This is a genomic window from Janibacter sp. HTCC2649, from assembly GCF_000152705.1.
In the GTDB taxonomy this organism is placed as follows: Bacteria; Actinomycetota; Actinomycetes; order Actinomycetales; family Dermatophilaceae; genus Knoellia.
Map to the genome: position 1 here is coordinate 3,423,519 of NZ_CH672413.1, position 17,455 is coordinate 3,440,973.

Here is a 17,455-nt window from a genome sequence, read left to right on the forward strand (position 1 = left end):
CTACGTACGTCGGGGGGCCGAGCTCAGTTGGCGGCGAGCGGGCTTTCGTTGAACCCGTAGTCAGGGGCTTGCAGTGCCTCGGTCAGGAGTGACATGAGGGCTTCGAGCTGGACGTCGGCCGAGGAGCCGACCTCTTCGTCGGAGCCGTCCAGCGCCCGCGCTGCGAGCCCTGCCTTGTCGTCGATGAGCTCTGCGAGGCGGGAGTCGATCGTCTGCGCCGCGATGATGCGCCACGCCGTGACCGGCTCGGTCTGCCCGATGCGGTGCACGCGGTCGATGGCCTGGGTCTGCTCGGCCGAGGTCCAGGAGAGTTCGGCGAGCACGACGTTGGAGGCGACCTGGAGGTTGAGCCCGACACCGGCAGCGGTGAGCGAGCACACCACGACGGAGATCTCGGGGTCGGTGAGGAAGGCTTCGATGTTGGCCTTGCGCACCTTGGGCGTCTGGTCCCCGCGGATCGAGGCGTAGCCGATGCCCCGCTTGGCGAAGGTCTGCTCGGCGACGTCCATGACGTCGATGTGCTTGGCGAACAGCACGACCTTGCCGACGCTTCGGGCGAGCTGGCCGGCGTAGTCGGCGGCGAGGCCAGCCTTGGCCTGACCGATCTTGCGCATCACCGTGAACACGTTGCCGCCGGTCTTGCTGGCACCGTTGTTCTTGCGTTCCCACTCGGCGACCTTGCGGACCAGGTCGTGGTCGACGCCCAGGGTGACCGGGGGGGTCTTGCGGGCAGCCAGGGCGGACTCGTAGCGAGCGACGAGGCGTCGCGTCAGCTCCTGCTCGGCGGCCCGGATCGAGCGGCCGGCCTCGTCGTCGAGCTCGACCGGCAGGTCCGCCACGCGGCGGGCCGGGATGTCGGAGGCGACGTCGACCTTGCGGCGTCGCACGATCCCGAGGTCGATGACGCTGGTGCGGGCGGCGCCATAAAAGCCGGGATCGGCCGGCGTGAGGCGAGTGTCCTCGAGGGCGGCCATGAGGGCGTGCCGGGGCTTCTTGGCGTCGATCCACCCGAGGAACTGCCAGATGGCCCGGAAGTCCTCGATGTCGTTGATGAGCGGCGTACCCGTGAGGGCCATGAAGAGGGCGTTGCTCGTGCGCTCCCGGATCTTCTCCGACACCTCAAGCACGTGCTGCGAGCGCTGCGACGACTTGTTCTTGATGAAGTGAGCCTCGTCGACGACCATGCCACGGAAGCCGTGGTTACCCAGCCAGCCTGCGTGCCGGTCGAGGATCTCGTAGTTGACGATGACGATGTCGGCGAAGCCGTCGAGCTTCTCGCCGTCGCCGTGGACGACCGTTGCGGCCCGGCGAGGGGTCCACAACTCGGCCTCGTGCGCCCAGTTCGCCTTGACGACGTTGGGGACGACGACGAGCAGGGGGAAGGCGTTCGCGGCGTCGGCAGCGAGAAGCGCCTGCGCGGTCTTGCCGAGCCCCGGCTCGTCGGCGAGCAGGAAGGTGCGGTGGCCATTCGCGGCCGCTGCCACAACCTGGGCCTGGTGGTGCATGAGCTCCAGTCCGCGGATGCCGTGCGGGGAATGTGAAGGCTCGGGCAACGGCATACACGTTGCATCTCCGCCGTACTCGAACGCGCGGAACAACGGGTTCAGCAGCTCCCAGTCACTGAGGCGGCCGGTGATCGGGCGACGTGCCGGCACCGAGGAGAAGTCCGGTGCGAGGAAGGGGTTCGCGAGCTGGCGGGCGATGACCGTCTGGGGGACGACGCGACGCGACGATCCGGCGAGCTCGGCGGGAGCCTGCGGTTCGGGCTCGGCCTCCGGCTCGGGTTCGCGTCCGCCAGCGCGAAGGAGGTCGTTCTTGAGGCTCACCGCGTGGGACGGCACAACTGCGCCGTCGGCCAGCAGGGCCAGCAGCGAGGTGTCGCGCGCGGCCATCTTGGCCAGGATCGTGGCGATGCCATCGAGTCGGGTCAGCCCTGCGGCGCGCTCGGCCTCGATGATCGTCGTGTCCGCCTTGACGCGCGCCCGTTCCTCACGCATGAGGAGGGCGACCACCTGGTATGCCGTGCGGCCGTTCGGCTTGACCTTGCCTCCGCGCCCAGCGGCTTCGACCTGGCGGATGGTCTTCGCCAGGATCGGGATGATGCCCTCGGTGTCCCGCGCGCGGGGATGCTGCCGGTCGCGCTGCGTGGTGCGCTGCGCGCCTGCGCGGCGGGGAGCTCGCTGTGCCAAGCGGTTCCTTCTCCTGAGTCGGGACACGATGTGACGCCGAAACCGGCGCCGAGACCACCGTGCGAGAGGCGACGTGGCCACGCCGAGAACTCGGCATATCGGGCCAGCGTGCACGCGTGCCGAGGATCAAGCCCCGGCCCCGTGTCGCGGATGCATCCTCGCCAGGCGGCGGGACACGGGTCAAGAGTACGTGCTCCGGGCGCACAACGGGTGTGGCGTCCGGTCAGCGGTTTCGTGAGTCGCCTCTCAGGCGGTGTGATCGATGGTCATGCCGTGGCTCATCGCCGCGTGCAGGACGTCGGCGTCGATGGCCGAGAGTCGGGTGAACTTGATGCAGTAGCCAGTGACGCTGGCCTTCCCGATCTCGGCGCCGTAGGTGCGCGACAGGTAGGTCTTGTCGTCGAGGCCGAGCACGTAGACCGAGATGCCGGACGAGTTGGCGCTCATGCCGACGCGATAGAACTCCCGCGAGGACCCGTCGGCATAGGTCAGGGCGAAGACGCCGTAGCCAATGTTGGGGTTGGCGACGACCTTGCCCTCCTCATTGGTGCCGTCGGTGAACCACAGCCTCGAGTCCGGGAAGTCCGACAGCATCCGAGCGTGCACCTGTCGGAGGTCGGCCTGCTTGGGCTCGGGCAGACCGACGAGGTAGGCCTCGACCTGCTCAGAGATGTCCATGAAGGCAGGATGCCAGGGACCTGCGACAGCCCTCATGACTCTGGCTGTGCGGACGCTCTCAGGGGCTCGAGGGCGGCCAGGACGAGGTCGAGGCCGAAGATGAACTCGCCTGCCGGGTCGTAGCCGGCAGCGACGAGCGCCGCGGCAGACTCGTTGAGGTAGGGGAACTCGTCAGGCGGAAGTTGGGGCAGGAAGACGTCCTCGGCCATGTCCACGAACTCATCGGCGGTGTCGAACGGCAGGCTGGCTGCCTGCAGTGCGTACCCGTAGAGGTAGGCGTCGAGCAACCAGTTGGCGTGCGTTGCCATCACGACCGAGAAGCCAGCCCTCCGCAGGCAGGCGGTGACCGCTTCGCGGTGGCGGAGGTGTGCGGGTCCAGGCGATGTCCGCGACTCCATGAGACCGATCGCCCACGGGTGGCGTGCGAGAACCTGTCGGGCGGATTCCGTCCGCTGTCGCATCGCCGACTGCCAGTCGGCCCCATCAGCCGGGAGCTCGATCTCCTCGAACACGACGTCGATCATGGCGTCCAGCAGCTCCTCCTTGTTCGCCACGTAGTGGTAGAGGGACATCGCACCGGCGCCGAGCGCGCCTGCCAGCCGGCGCATGCTCAGCCCGTCGACGCCCTCGCGGTCGGCGAGCCGGATCGCCTCGACCACCACCCGCTGCTTGCTCAGCCCCGCGTCTGGCGCGACCTGGGGTTGCTTCCTGACCGACACGGGTCTCCTCGCTCCTCGAACGTCTTGACAACCGTACAGCGTACGGCCATAGTACGGCGTACGACGTACAGCGTACGAGTCAGAGGAGCACGACATGAGACCACCGCAGGACACAGCCACCACGCCAGCCCGCAGTTCGCTCGCACCAGTCCGGCTCGTCGGCGCTGCCGCGGTCGTGTTCGCGGTGTTGGTGGTGATCGAGAACGCGGTGCTGGCGGCAACGGGCGCGCCGGCCTTCAGCGACCCGATCGAGGACGTTCTGGCCTATTACGCGGCCAACCGCAGTGCGGTCGCGATCGCGTCCGGTCTGGTGGCTTTGTATCTGCCGCTGCTGCTCGTGTTCGGTGCGGGCCTGCACGGTCTCGTGGAGCGGCGAGGGGGAGCGGGTGCCAACTGGACGCGCCTCGCCCTGGCCGCTGGCGCGGCGCTGTCGGCCATCCTTGTGCTGGTCAATGTCCTGCAGGTCGGTCTCGCGCTCTCCGCCAGCGGGCTCGTCGAGCCGACGGCTGCGTTCGAGCTCGTCTGGCAGGTTCACGCGGCAGCGTTCGCGATGGCGCTGCCGATGATCGGCACCACCTTCATGGGCGAGGCCCTCGCCACGCACGCGAGCGGGTTGACTCCGCCTTGGCAGCGACCGCTGGGCCTGGTGGGTGGGAGCCTGCTGCTCGCAGCGGGGGTCGGCAACCTCGCCATCGCCGGCGGCTCACCGCTGCTCTTCGTCGGACTCCTGGGTTTCGCCGCCTGGCTCGTCTGGCTGGTCGCGACCGGCGTGCGCCTCATTCGGTCGCGTTCAGACGTGGTGCCCTCGGCGTGATTCGAACACGCGACGGATCCGGCATCGACCTCGACACAGGCGACCCACCGCCGCTCACGCGGCCCGTCCCCGACGGATAGTCCAAACCCCCGACGCTTCACGGTCGCCGTTTACCCGGATGCGGCAGAGGTGGCGAGAGTGTTGGCGAGTGCGCGGAGTCCGTCGCGGATCCGGGTCTTGGCAGTGCCGTGCGGGATGCCCAGCGTGGTTGCGACCTGTGTGTGGGTCTGACCAGCGAAGTAGGCCAAAAAGATGGCCGTGCGTTGCTTGGCCGGAAGGGACCTCAGTGCGGCTCGGACACGTTCACCCTCGATCGAGGCATGGGCGGCTTCGTAGGTCGCGTGCATGCCGGTCGAGTTCGGGTGTTGCTGGGTCCAGGCGTCGTTCCGTCGGGTCGCCGACTGGGTGCTGCGCACGCGGTCGACAGCTCGACGGTGGACGATGGTGAGCATCCAGCCCATGGCACTGCCTCGAGCGGGGTCGTATTGGGCGCTGGTGCTCCAGATGGCCACAAATGCCTCCTGGGTGACCTCCTCGGCGTGGCTGTTCTCGCGCAAGATGCGCAGTGCCAAGCCGTACAGGCGGGGCGCAACGACCTGGTAGAGCCGCGCGAACGCCGGCTCATCGCCCACGGCCGAACGCCGCAACAAATCGGATAGATCGTCGATGGTGTCGCCACCGAGCGCTGAAGCCGATGCCCGTAGTGGCTGCGAGTCAATCATCTGCAGGCGCGGACGTCGCGGGGAGTGGGCGTTCGCACGATTGGACCTCTTCTGGGCGGGCGGTGAAACGGTATGTGGACGGTGTAGGTGCCGTCACCGCTTACGGGGTCCGGGCGGGTGGGACATTTGTGGGTCGGATGCCGATCAAGGATGAACGGCGCTAACCCGGTTGTGTTTTGCTGCCACCCATCGGCTGAGTGGTCTGAGCCTCGCCCGCAGATGTGCTGTTCATGCGGGACACCAGGTCGCGAAGGTCGTCGCGTATTTCGGTGAGTTCGGTTCCGCACAGCGTGGTTTGGTCTACGACGTTGAACTGGGCTGCGGAGGCCGCGGATTCCGCGTGTGTGCCCTCCGGGGTCAAGGTGACGGTGACCACGCGGCGGTCAGTGCCGATCCGAGTCCGGGTGACAAGACCGGCCGATTCGAGACGGCGCACGATGGGGGTCACCGCGTGCGAGGCGAGATTCAGTCGCGACGCGATCTCATGGATGGGCTGGGAGTCTCGCTCCCACAGGACCATCATCACGAGGTACTGCGGGTACGTGAGGCCAACCGCCTCGAGCAGGGGGCGATAGGCCCGGGTGATCGCGTTCGTCGCTGCGTACAGAGCGAAGCACAACTGGTCATCCAGTCGCAGGTTCGTCGATGTGCTCATGTGGTCTGGCGCTCCCTTCCCGGGAAAAGTATCACGCGTGATGTATTTCGTCTTGGGTTTGGCACATCAAGTCCTTGAGGAACGACAAATTGTTGCGACGAGTCTCTGCGGTCAGTGCGTTGCCGAGCCCCAGGCGCCATGGCCCCCTCGTGAGCTCCGGGTGCTGGGGTACGAGCCTGTTGAGGAATACGCGGGTGCCCTGTGGGTAGGCGGACGTGTGGCCATATGAGTGGCGACGGATCCGTTCCGGCACACCGCGACACGTAGTAGTCCAACCGAAGGCCAGCCAGCTGAAGGGAAGTGAGGGCTTTGCCAAAGACCGTGCGGGAGGTCCCTCATAGATGACCGCGGTGGGACGTCGGCGAGGTGTGCGCCGTGCCTGTCAGGCGTTCACCTGGCCGCGTTTCCTCAGGTCAGCCGTGGTGCCCTCGGCGTGATTCGAACACGCGACACCTTCTTTAGGAGGCTCTGCGGGGCTGCCTAGCGATGTCGTGGCAACCGTCCTGAGTGCATGGAATCGCACGAACCTGAGATTGTCAGACCTGCTGCTTTGGGTGAGTGTCCGGCCAGTATCCGGCCACGCGAAACCACTAGTCGATGCCCCACCCAACGGCCTTGGAGTCTTCGGGATGGCTCTCAGCATCCATCCAGTCTGCTGGGGCCGTACCGGGCTTATGTGGCGTCAGCTTGCCCAACTCGTTGCGGTACCACCTATTGCCTTGTGCGTCCCTGAAGGACATGACCGGGAGCTCCTGGTGACTCCTCGGCATCTCCGTGTCCCGCGGCAACCAGGTCATCTTCGTTGTCCTGCTCTGACCGGGTGCCAGGAGAGGAAAGAATCGTCGGGCTCCTTCTGGCTCCAACTCATAGTCGGCTGGATGAACAACCACGCGGACGTTGGTGATTGGAAGGGTGGACTCATTTGCGACGTGGAGGACGAAGGTCGGACCGGCGTCGACGCCCACGGCCGTAGTTCACTGTTGCGAAAAAGTATGACGCCGTGAGGCCCATTGACGACGGGTCCGAGTGCGAGGAACATGTCACCCAACGAAGGGGACCTCATGAAGAGTTGGAAGTTTTGGGTAGGAGTGGGCTCGATTGCGACCTGCGCAGGCCTCGGGTTGGTGGCCGGCGCCGCAGCTGGCCCCGCACTCAGTGGTTCTGGGGAGTCGGTCTCGTGCCCAGGCGACATGGTCGTTGGTCAGGGCCTCATCCGCGAGTCGGCGATGGATAAGTCGCCTGAACGTTCCGTCGAGGAGGTTGCGAAAGAGTGGAGGGGGCGAAAGCTCGACCAAACCCTTGACGGTCGACAAGTCACAGACCATAAATTCACCCCCAATGATGACGGGTCGATGCAGATCCTACTTCTAGACAAGAATGGCACGACAATTGCTTCCGGCCACACCGTTAGCATCAAGGGAAAATGGATTATCGAATCTGAGATTGAATGTTCATGAGCGCGCGGTTGCTGAAGTGGGCAATAGTCGCCTTTGTGACGACATTCTCTTTCGGGGTCGCGAGCGAAGCTTCGGCACATACGCCGAGCACCTTTTACACAACAGGGAAGTGGAGCAACGGAAACTTGATCCACTTCTATGTTCGATCGGGCTTCCCGAGCACCGCATACACCAGCGGTATTAATTACGGAGCAAATCAGTGGAATGCCATATTCGATGGCGCCACGCCACGGTTTCAGAATGCGGGAGCAACCACTGCCACGGGAAACTTCGATTCACCGTGTTCGTCGACCTTTAACGGAATTTACTGGCGAGATATTGATTATCTAAGCCCTGCCTTTGTCGCCTACACCCGTCTTTGCACGTCGACATCGATAGGCACCAGTAAATTTCAGATGTCCATTGATGCAGCAGGCACACCTTGGTATACGGGGACTGCTGGGACTATTGGATCTTCTTACGTCGACTTATACTCCACAACGTCACACGAATTCGGCCACGCATCCTCATGGGTCGGACACTTTTCAGACAGCGAATCGATCTGTACCCCGAATTCGTCTCAAGCCACCATGTGTCCAAACATTGACGATGGCACTACTTGGATTCGCACTCTCGACACTCACTCGATTCATACCTTCCAAGCTGCCTACCCGTGGTGAGTGGTCTGACTAAACCACCGGATGTTTGGGCAAGCAGATCCAAACCTGCGCGACTTACCTATTCAACCCGTCGCGCCGTCCGGCCAAAATCCGGCCATACGAGCTATGGAGCGGTTTCGGCTGCGTGGTCGTTGTGCACATTTGTGCAGGTCAGACGCGGGTGCCCTCGGGCAGATTCGAACTGCCGACACCTTCTTTAGGAGAGAAGTGCTCTTCCCCTGAGCTACGAGGGCGGGAAGGGCCCGGAGGCCGCGACCAGACTAGAGGACGGCATACTCGCGCGGGTGACGGCACCAGACCACGCAGACGCGACGACGCGGCGCGATTCGGTGCAGCGGCGCACGGTCGCCACTTTGTCGATGTCGCAGATCCTCGGTGGTGTCTCGCTCGCGAGCGGGGTCGCTGTGGGTGCGCTGCTCGCCGAGCAGGTGTCCGGCTCACCGACCTATGCAGGCCTCGGGTCAACCTTCCAGGTCATCGGATCTGCCCTCATCGCCGTGCCCCTCGCGCGCCTCAGCGCCGCGCGGGGGAGGCGACCTGGGCTCGTCCTTGGCTACGCGTTGTCGTTCGTCGGGGCGCTCGGACTCATCGCCGCCGGCGTCGTCGGCAGCTTCGCCCTGCTGCTCGTGGCGAGCCTGCTCTTCGGCGGCTCGACTGCCTCCAACAACCAGGCAAGGTATGCCGCTGCCGACCTTGCGGACCCGGCTCACCGTGGGCGTGACCTGAGCCTGGTCGTGTGGGCCACGACGATCGGCAGCGTCCTGGGGCCGAACCTCGTCGGGCCGAGCGAGCCCGTCTCACAGTGGCTCGGCATCCCACGCCTCACGGGACCTTTCGTCTTCTCGCTGATCGGCCTGCTGCTGGCCATCGCCGTCCTCATCTGGCGACTTCGGCCCGACCCCCTCATTGAGGCCCGCCGTCGGCTCACCGTCGCCGACCCGAGTGCCTCCGGCCGGACGCACGGCTCCATCGGCCGCGGCCTCCGCGTCATCACCGCGCGCCCCAAGGCTTTGCTCGGGCTAATCACCCTCGCCCTGGGTCACGTGACGATGGTGAGCGTCATGGTCATGACGCCGCTGCACATGCGCCACGGCCACGCGGATCTGACGATCATCGGGTTCGTCATCAGCATGCACATCCTCGGGATGTTCGCCTTCTCCCCACTCACCGGAATGGCGGTCGACCGACTCGGTGGCCGCGTCGTCGCGATGGTGGGATCGGGCATCCTCGTCGTCGCCACCCTGCTCGCGTCGACGGCGCCCATGGGCAACTCGACGCGGCTGCTCATCGCCCTCTTCCTCCTCGGGCTGGGGTGGTCCTGCACCCTCGTGTCCGGCTCGACGCTGCTGACGAGTGCAGTACCCACCGCCGAGCGGCCCGGTGCCCAAGGTGCGAGTGACCTCGTCATGGGACTGGCCGCCGGGCTCGGCGGCGCCCTGGCCGGGGTCGTCGTCGACAAGGCGAGTTTCCACGCCCTCGCGCTGGCCTGCCTCGTCATCGCGCTCGCGATCGGCGCAGCCGCGCTCGTCCTGCGCGACCCGACCGAACAGCACAGGTGAGACGCGCGCCGAGTGCGGCACGGCATACCCACTCGTCGTTGTTAGCCTGCTGAGGTGAGTGACATCGGACCGCAGTCAGAGATCGACTCGCGGACCGAGCGAGTCCGCCACGCAGTAGCCGGGTGGACCAGGCACCTCGTCGACCTGGGCGGGCGCAACACCCTGCTCTGGTATCGCGACCTCCCCACCGGCACCCTCGACCTGACGACCGCGCACCCCGGGGGAGTCTCGATGCTCCTCGCCGGGCGACCCACGCGGCTCTCGGACCTCGTGCGCGAACCGGCGGCCTTCGACGAAGCGCGCCGACGGGCCCGCACCATCGCCGGCAAGACGCGCGAACTGCGCGAGGAGCGCGGCATCGACACCGGCTTCGTCGCCGTGGGGATGGCGACGTGGAGCCTCGGACGGGGCAAGGCCGCCGCCGCTGCACGCCAGCCCGCCGCGCCCGTCCTCCTGCGCAGCTGCACGCTGCGACCCACGACGCCGCAGCACGACGACTACGAGCTGGACCTCGGCGACGAGATCGAGTTCAACCCGGTGCTCGAGCACTACCTCACCTCGGAGCAGGGTCTGTCGATCGACTCCGAGAAGCTCGAGGCCTTGACCCACACGTCGGGCGGGTTCGACCCCTACCCGGCGTATGCCGCCCTGACGCAGGCGTGCGCGAACGTTCCTGATTTCGAGGTGACGCCGCGGATCGTGCTCGGCACGTTCTCCTACGCCAAGCTGCCGATGGTCGCCGACCTCGCCGCGCAGGGCGATGCCCTCGCCGACCACGACGTCATCGCAGCCATGGCCGGTGACCCGACGTCCCTGCGCTCCGTACGCCACGAGCTACCGTCCCGGCCCGCCGACAGCGTGCCCGACCCGGCCCAGGGCCTGCTCGTCCTCGACGCGGACTCCTCACAGCAGGAGGCCATCGAGGCGGCCCGTTCCGGCGCGCACCTCGTGATCCACGGCCCTCCCGGGACCGGCAAGTCCCAGACGATCGCCAACCTCGTCGCCGCCCTCGCGGCCGACGGCAAGCGGGTCCTGTTCGTCGCCGAGAAGCGCGCCGCCATCGACGCCGTCGTCGGGCGCCTCGATCGCGTCGGTCTGGCCGACCTCGTCCTCGACCTCCACGATGGCGCCCGCGGGCGCCGCCGCATCGCCACCGAACTTGCCGACGCCCTTCCCGGTCGCTCGGCCAAGCCGGCCGACCCTCCCGGTCGCGATGTCGACCGGCTGCGCGCCGCCGCCTCGACCCTGCGCGAGCACCGCGATGCCATGCACGAGGCGCGCCACCCCTGGGGCGTCTCGGTGCACGACGTCCAAGAGGCCATCAGCGCGCTCGGGGTCAGTGAACACCCACCGCACTCCAAGGTGCGCGTCCGTGGCGAAGCCCTGCAGTCGCTGCCACGCGAGCGCTACGAGGTGCTCACCCGCGAGCTGACCCGCATCGCGTCGCTCGGGGCCTGGCGCACCGACCACGCCAGCGACCCCTGGTTCGGCGCGACGGTGCGCACCCCCGACGAGGCCGTGCGCGCTCGCGAGCTCGTCGAACGCTGGTCCGGTGACGGCATCTCCGCCGTCGGCACGACGCTGGCCGACGTCTTCACCGGCCTGCGCCTGCCCGACTCCGTCACTGTGCGCGACTGGGGCCACATCCTCGACACCGTCTCGCAGGTCCGCGACACCCTGGAGACCTTCCGGCCCGAGATCTTCGACGTCCCACTCGGCGACTTCGTCGCGGCGACGGGCACGGCGGCATACCGGTCCTCCGTCGGCGCCGACCTCGGATGGTGGGAGCGGCGCGGTCTCAGGAAGCAGGTGCGTCGCTACGTCCGTCCCGGCCGTCCGCCGGCCGATCTCCACGCGGCACTGCTCGCCGCCAACGAGCAGCGCAGTGCCTGGAAGCAGATGGCCGGGGCCGGTGGCCGCCCCGAGATGCCGTCCGATCTCGACCGTGCGACGACGGCGTATGCCGCTCTGTCCGTCGACCTGACCTGGCTCGACGAGCGCGTGCCGACCACCGAGGGCGCGCCCTCCCTGCACGACGTCCCGCGCGACGAACTCAGCGCGCGCCTGCAGTCCCTCGCCGATGCTCCCGAGCGGCTCGCCGTGCTGCCGTCGGTCATCGGACCCGTCGAGTCGATGCGCGACGCCGGGCTCGGCCCGCTGCTCGACGACCTCTCCACCCGTGGCGTGGCCGCCGACCGCGTCGCCGGCGAAGCCGACTTCGTCTGGTGGAGCTCGGTGCTCGACGATATCGCCCTGCGCGACCCGCGGGTCGGTGCACACGACGGTGAGGACCTGCGTCGCACCGTGGGCGAGTTCGCCACTGCGGACCGGGAAGTGTTGCGGCAGAATGCTGGTCGCGTTCGCGCGGCCGTGCGCGCCAACGTCGATCGCATCCTCACCGACGCGCCGGAGTACGAAAGCCTCATCCGGGCCGAGGGTGCCAAGTCCCGCCGACACCGCTCGCTGCGAGACCTGCTGCCCGCCACCGGCGAGTTGCTCACGGCGGTCCGCCCCTGCTGGGTCATGAGCCCGCTCGTCGTCGCGTCCGTCCTGCCGCCTGGCATCTGGTTCGACGTCGTCGTCTTCGACGAGGCCTCCCAGATCCCGCCGGCCGAAGCCGTCTCCGCGATCTCACGCGCGCGTCAGGTCGTCCTCGCCGGTGACGCGAAGCAGCTGCCACCGACCTCCTTCTTCACCACCGTGACCGACATCGGCGACGCCACGCCGGACGACTCCCTCACCGAGGGAGTCGAGTCGGTGCTCGATGTCATGGCGGCGACGCTGCCGAGTCGACGACTCAACTGGCACTACCGCTCACAGGATGAGCGGCTCATCGCGTTCGCCAACGAGCACGTCTACGACGGTTCGCTCGTCACCTTCCCCGGCGCCGGTGCTGCGCCGGTGCTTCGTCACGAACTCGTCGACGGTGCCGGAGTCGTGGCTGAGGCCGCCGGGAGCGTCGAGACCACGCAGGCCGAGGTCGAGCGGGTCGTCGAGCTGGTCATCGAGCACGCCCAGAAGCGGCCGGGAGAGAGCCTGGGAGTCATCGCCCTCGGGCTGGCGCACACCCAGCGCCTCGACGATGCGGTGCGACGGGCCCTGCAGGGCCTCGACGCGCAGACGGCGGCCTTCTTCAAGGAGGACGTCCACGAGCGCTTCTTCATCAAGAACCTCGAGCGCGTCCAGGGTGATGAGCGCGACGCCATCATCCTGTCGGTCGGCTACGGCAAGACCCCGCACGGCCGGGTGCTGCACCGCTTCGGCCCGCTCAACATCGAGGGCGGCGAGCGACGCCTCAACGTCGCCATCACCCGGGCCAAGAAGCGGATGACGGTCGTCTCCTCGATCGGCGCCGACGAACTCGACCCGCAACGCCTCAAGGCGCGCGGGGCCCTCATGCTCCGCGACTACCTGGCGCACGCGGCGGCCGCGACCACTGCCACTCCCACCGGGCCTGTTGCTGGTGCCGAGTCGGCAGCGGACGGCGAAGGCGTTGCCCTCCCGGCACAGTCCGTGGTCATGGCCGAGTTCGCGCGACGGCTGCGAGCTGGCGGCCTCATCGTCCACGAGCGCTACGGCTCGTCGGCCGATCCCATCGATCTCGCCGTCGAGGACCCGAACCACCGCGGCCGGCTCGCCGTTGCCGTCGAATCCGACGGACCGGAGTATGCCGCGATGTCCAGTGCCCGCGACCGCGACCGGTTGCGTGCCGAGCACCTCGGCCGGCTCGGCTGGCGCCACCACCGGGTGTGGACCCGCGACGCCTTCCGCGACCCGGCCCGCGACGTGGCCAGGATCAAGGACCTCGCAGAGCGCGGCAGGTCGTGACTCGACGCTCACGTCGCGCTTCGAGCGCTCCCCAGAGAGTCGGCTCCGACAAGGACCTGACCTCGAGCCGGCCCAGCGGCGCTGAGGCGAGCCCGGCCGAGAAGGCGAGCACACGGCATACGCCGAAGAGGAAGGTCGACAAGGGCGACCAGACCAAGGACGACACCGACGTGGGCTGGGGCGAGCGGGGCGACGACGACGCGTCGGCTCGCTGGCTGCGCGAGAACCGCCCACCCCACTGGGACTGAACACCCAACGACGGGGCGGGAACCAGCGTGAAGGCTGGTTCCCGCCCCGTGGCGGTGTGGGTCAACTGACCCGGGGTGATGCTGTCTGGTCAGAGACCGGGACGCGCGCGGAGGCTGTCGCGGATCTCCTTGAGGAGCTCGGTGTTGGGGTCCACCGTCTCGGCGTCGGGCTCGGCCGGGAAGAGGCGCGCCTGGGCTGCCGCGTACGGCTTGACCACGAAGAAGTAGACGACGGCGGCGAGGATGAGGAAGCCGACGAGGGCGGTGATGAAGGCGCCGAGGGGGATCTCGGCCGGCTTCCACGCGTCGAAGTTCGGCTGGCCGCCGGCCTTGCCGACGATCGACATGATGACGTTGACGAGCGCCTCGACAACCTTGCCGAACGCGCCGGCGATGACGAACGCCACCGCGAGCTCGACCAGGTTGCCGCGCATCACGAAGTCCTTGAAGCCCTTCATGGGTTCTGTCCTTTCAGTCGGAAATCTTGCTGCCCGACGGCAATCGCCGAAGCGCTGCCACAGTACAAGTTGGCCGATGACCTTGAGCGCCGCAGACTCAGGTGACTTGCGCTCCAGGACCGACATCGGTCAGGGGTGAATCACCGTGAGAACGCGCGGCGGGCCGCCGTCCGGACGCTGACCTGCGAAGACGCGGTCAAGAGCAGTGTGCGGCAGGGCGATGACCAATCCGCGTGGAGGGCTGCCCGATGTGGGCAACGATCCGGTCAAGGCGGGGGTTTCGGGCGTGTCCACCCCCAGAACGAGGACATCTGTCGCGAGCGGCTCACCGCCGGTGTCGGCGAACAGCGTGACCCGTTGGCCGGCCGAGACGAGGTCGAGCGAGCGTTCGTCGGCATGGAGGACGTGTGCGGCCACGGTGTCGCCCGGCAGGCCCTCGGCGGCGGTGCGGGGGACGAGGCGAGAGGTCGTGACGAGCTCTCCGGCCGCCACGGGCGAGGTGAGCAGCCGGCCGACGAGATCGCGCACCCGGCCCACGGCCCCGACCGTGCCCGGGCTGTCGGACTCGCCCCGGATCTGGGTGGTGCGGAGGTCGTCCGCCGTCAGAACGGCACCCGATGGCAGGTCCCGTGCTGCGACCAGCGCGGAGGTCGTCGGTGGGGGAGGCGGGCGCACCAGTGCCACCAGCAGCAGGGCAGCGACCACCGCACACACCGCCGACGCACCCCGACGAAGGGCCCAACGGCGCCACTGAGCACGTCGCGAAGGCCCGAGAAGGGTCGGGCGGGACACGGCAGGCAGACGCAGGAAGGGCATGCGATCGACGCTAGGTCGGGTCGGATCAGGACGGCAGGGGAGAGACCAAAGTTGTGGATGAAGGGACCGTTGCGGGGCCGCCTGTGGATATCGGCGGGCGCTGATGGAGGCGCGTCATTCGCTGTGGCGGGGGGTGCGCGACTACCGTCATGACGTGAGCGATGACAGTGTGACCCCCGAAGAGACCGAACAAACCACCTTTTCCGACCTCGGTCTCGACGAGAGAGTCCTGCGGGCCCTCAAGGACGTGGGCTACGAAACGCCGTCCCCGATCCAGGCCGCGACCATCCCCGCACTGCTTGCGGGGCGCCACGTCGTGGGTCTCGCACAGACCGGAACCGGCAAGACGGCGGCCTTCGCGCTGCCCATCCTGAGCCGCCTCGACCTCAAACAGAAGACGCCCCAGGCCCTCGTCCTCGCGCCGACCCGTGAGCTCGCGCTCCAGGTGTGCGAGGCCTTCGAGAAGTACGCCTCCCGCATGCCCGGCGTCCACGTCCTGCCTGTCTACGGCGGCCAGGCCTACGGCGTCCAGCTCAGCGCCCTGCGCCGTGGCGTCCACATCGTCGTCGGCACGCCCGGCCGCATCATGGACCACCTCGAGAAGGGCACGCTCGACCTGTCGGAGCTGCGCTTCCTCGTGCTCGACGAGGCCGACGAGATGCTCAAGATGGGCTTCGCCGAGGACGTCGAGACGATCCTCGCCGACACCCCCGCCGAGAAGCACGTCGCCCTCTTCTCCGCGACGATGCCCTCGCAGATCCGCCGGATCTCCAAGAAGTACCTGACCGACGCCCTCGAGATCACCGTCGAGCGCACCACGGAGACGGCGCCCAACATCACCCAGCGCTACCTCTTCTGCTCCTACCCGCAGAAGATCGATGCCCTGACACGCATCCTCGAGGTCGAGAACTTCGAGGGCATGATCGTCTTCGTCCGCACCAAGAACGAGACCGAGATGCTCGCGGAGAAGTTGCGTGCACGTGGCTTCTCAGCCACGGCCATCAACGGCGACATCGCGCAGAACCAGCGCGAGCGCACCGTGGCCCAGCTCAAGTCCGGCAAGCTCGACATCCTCGTCGCCACCGATGTCGCTGCTCGTGGACTCGACGTCGAGCGGATCAGCCACGTCGTGAACTACGACATCCCGACCGACACCGAGTCCTATGTGCACCGCATCGGTCGCACCGGCCGCGCCGGTCGCTCCGGCGACGCGATCTCGTTCGTCACACCGCGTGAGAAGTACCTGCTCAAGGCGATCGAGAAGGCCACCAAAACCACTCTCACCGAGATGCAGCTCCCGTCGGTCGAGGACATCAACGCCACGCGACTCGGCCGCTTCGACGACCGCATCACGACGGCGCTCGCGTCCAGTGACATCGACGCCTTCCGCGACGTCATCGCGCACTATGTCCGCAACCACGACGTGCCCGAGGCCGACGTGGCCGCAGCACTGGCCATCGTCCTGCAGGGCGACGAGCCGATGCTTCTCGGACCCGACCCGGTCCGCCCGCCGCGCCGCGAGCGTGACAGTGGCGCTCAGGGCGGTCGCGACTTCTCTGACCGTGGCCCGCGTCGTGATGACCGCGGTGGAAGCCGCTTCGACAAGGGTGGCTCCGGCGAGCGCCCCGCCCGCCGCGGCTCGAACGTGCCGATGGCGACCTACAAGATCGCCGTCGGACGCCGGCACAAGGTGGAGCCCCGTCAGATCGTCGGAGCTCTCGCCAACGAGGGCGGACTCGGCCGGCAGGACTTCGGCCACATCGACATCCGTGCGGACCACTCACTCGTCGAGCTCCCCGCCACGCTTCCCGCCGGCACGTGGGATCTCCTGCGCACCACGCGGATCTCGGGTCAGCTCATCGAGCTCACCGAGTCGAGCGAGCGCGGCGGACGCCCGGACAAGAAGCCGCACCGCAAGGGCGGCCCGCGGGCCTACTGACCCCTGTTGCCAACCGTCTGTCCCCAACCGTCCTATTGGGGCTCTCCTGTCATTCGTGTGGGTTGGTTGGGCGGTAAATCCCGAGGCTGAGCATGGCGAGGGCGATGAGGGCGTCGACGTTGTGGAAGCCGTAGGCGCGTCGGGTGATGACGCGGATCTTGTTGTTCGCTGACTCGGTCAGGGCGTTGTTCAGGCCGCTGGTCAGTGCTGCGTCGATGGTCTTGCGGTGCGCAGTGATCTTCAGGGCGAGCTCGATGAAGGGTTCGAGCTGGCTGGCTAGCGCGTGAGCTGTCCAACTCTCGAGCAGTTCCATGGCGGTCACGCCGCGGTCGTTGCCGGTACCGGTGGCGAACACCGCCCTGAGGGCTTCTTTGAGCTGCCAGGCGCGGTGCAGGTCGGGGTGGGTGGCGGCCAGCCACGACATTGACTCGACGTGTTGGTCGCCCCACCTGTCGGGGTTCATCCGCAGGGTCCACATGATGTTCTTGACCGGCACCCCTGCTCCGGTCGCGGCCCCGCTGCCCCGCTTCTGGCGGATCCGCACGGAATTCCACACCTGTCGGCGACAAGCGTCCAGGGCGTCCCCGGCCCACTGCACGATGTGGAACGGGTCAGCGCAATGGATCGCTTTCGGGGCATGTTCAGCAACTGGGCTCGCGATCCATGAGGCGCTGTCCGAGGTGACATGAGTCAGATGTGCGGTGCGCTCAGGGC

14 protein-coding genes and 1 tRNA gene are annotated in these 17,455 nt (G+C 67.6%); 6 read left to right on the forward strand and 9 right to left on the reverse strand.

Features of this window, described 5'->3' with window-relative positions; translation table 11 throughout:
* Positions 1 to 23: 23 nt before the first annotated feature.
* The 3 genes from JNB_RS16440 to JNB_RS16450 form a co-directional block, all read right to left on the reverse strand.
* Positions 24 to 2,189: a DEAD/DEAH box helicase gene (locus tag JNB_RS16440; protein WP_009777643.1), complete on the reverse strand. Its 2,166-nt coding sequence runs from the start codon at positions 2,187 to 2,189 to the stop codon at positions 24 to 26.
* 246 nt (positions 2,190 to 2,435) lie between these two features.
* Positions 2,436 to 2,867, reverse strand: a complete 432-nt coding sequence (locus JNB_RS16445) for a DUF1801 domain-containing protein (RefSeq protein WP_009777644.1) — start codon at positions 2,865 to 2,867, stop codon at positions 2,436 to 2,438.
* 32 nt (positions 2,868 to 2,899) lie between these two features.
* Complete coding sequence (locus JNB_RS16450; RefSeq protein ID WP_040883920.1) at positions 2,900 to 3,586, reverse strand: TetR/AcrR family transcriptional regulator; 687 nt, start codon at positions 3,584 to 3,586, stop codon at positions 2,900 to 2,902.
* A 94-nt stretch (positions 3,587 to 3,680) separates the two neighbouring features.
* Between JNB_RS16450 and JNB_RS16455 the strand changes: the two genes are divergently transcribed.
* Positions 3,681 to 4,400, forward strand: coding sequence for a hypothetical protein (locus JNB_RS16455; protein ID WP_009777646.1), 720 nt, complete (start codon positions 3,681 to 3,683; stop codon positions 4,398 to 4,400).
* Positions 4,401 to 4,510: 110 nt separating this feature from the next.
* Here the strand turns inward: JNB_RS16455 and JNB_RS16460 are convergent, their stop codons facing one another.
* Both JNB_RS16460 and JNB_RS16465 read right to left on the reverse strand, forming a co-directional pair.
* The gene (locus JNB_RS16460; protein ID WP_040883922.1) at positions 4,511 to 5,122 is read right to left on the reverse strand and encodes a sigma-70 family RNA polymerase sigma factor; all 612 of its coding nucleotides are present in this window, start codon (positions 5,120 to 5,122) and stop codon (positions 4,511 to 4,513) included.
* A gap of 160 nt (positions 5,123 to 5,282) precedes the next feature.
* Positions 5,283 to 5,777, reverse strand: coding sequence for a MarR family winged helix-turn-helix transcriptional regulator (locus tag JNB_RS16465; RefSeq protein WP_009777648.1), 495 nt, complete (start codon positions 5,775 to 5,777; stop codon positions 5,283 to 5,285).
* Between the two features lie 1,061 nt (positions 5,778 to 6,838).
* Here JNB_RS16465 and JNB_RS21390 point away from each other — a divergent pair.
* Positions 6,839 to 7,234, forward strand: a complete 396-nt coding sequence (locus tag JNB_RS21390; RefSeq protein ID WP_148232480.1) for a hypothetical protein — start codon at positions 6,839 to 6,841, stop codon at positions 7,232 to 7,234.
* Between the two features lie 820 nt (positions 7,235 to 8,054).
* Here the strand turns inward: JNB_RS21390 and JNB_RS16475 are convergent.
* Positions 8,055 to 8,126, reverse strand: a tRNA-Arg gene (locus JNB_RS16475).
* Positions 8,127 to 8,177: 51 nt separating this feature from the next.
* On the opposite strand from JNB_RS16475, the gene JNB_RS16480 reads away from it, so the two are divergent.
* The 3 genes from JNB_RS16480 to JNB_RS16490 are packed head-to-tail and all read left to right on the forward strand — an operon-like array spanning position 8,178 to position 13,528.
* Positions 8,178 to 9,452, forward strand: a complete 1,275-nt coding sequence (locus JNB_RS16480) for an MFS transporter (RefSeq protein ID WP_009777650.1) — start codon at positions 8,178 to 8,180, stop codon at positions 9,450 to 9,452.
* 54 nt (positions 9,453 to 9,506) lie between these two features.
* Positions 9,507 to 13,280, forward strand: coding sequence for an AAA domain-containing protein (locus tag JNB_RS16485; protein WP_009777651.1), 3,774 nt, complete (start codon positions 9,507 to 9,509; stop codon positions 13,278 to 13,280).
* Positions 13,277 to 13,528 carry a hypothetical protein gene (locus tag JNB_RS16490; protein ID WP_009777652.1) on the forward strand — a complete coding sequence of 84 codons (252 nt, stop codon included), beginning with the start codon at positions 13,277 to 13,279 and terminating at the stop codon, positions 13,526 to 13,528. The genes JNB_RS16485 and JNB_RS16490 overlap by 4 nt, the downstream gene beginning before the upstream one ends.
* 89 nt (positions 13,529 to 13,617) lie before the next feature.
* Here the strand turns inward: JNB_RS16490 and mscL are convergent, their stop codons facing one another.
* Together mscL and JNB_RS16500 are read right to left on the reverse strand one after the other, a co-directional pair.
* On the reverse strand, positions 13,618 to 13,986 hold the full coding sequence (gene mscL / locus JNB_RS16495; protein WP_009777653.1) for a large conductance mechanosensitive channel protein MscL: 369 nt from the start codon (positions 13,984 to 13,986) through the stop codon (positions 13,618 to 13,620).
* Positions 13,987 to 14,115: 129 nt separating this feature from the next.
* A complete protein-coding gene (locus JNB_RS16500; protein WP_083784514.1) occupies positions 14,116 to 14,802 on the reverse strand; it encodes an SAF domain-containing protein in 687 nt (228 codons plus the stop codon).
* Positions 14,803 to 14,905: 103 nt separating this feature from the next.
* On the opposite strand from JNB_RS16500, the gene JNB_RS16505 reads away from it, so the two are divergent.
* A complete protein-coding gene (locus JNB_RS16505) occupies positions 14,906 to 16,741 on the forward strand; it encodes a DEAD/DEAH box helicase (protein ID WP_050766643.1) in 1,836 nt (611 codons plus the stop codon).
* Between the two features lie 49 nt (positions 16,742 to 16,790).
* On the opposite strand, the gene JNB_RS21590 is transcribed toward JNB_RS16505, so the two are convergent.
* The coding region (locus tag JNB_RS21590) for a transposase (protein ID WP_040883925.1) at positions 16,791 to 17,455 on the reverse strand (665 nt) is incomplete at its 5' end.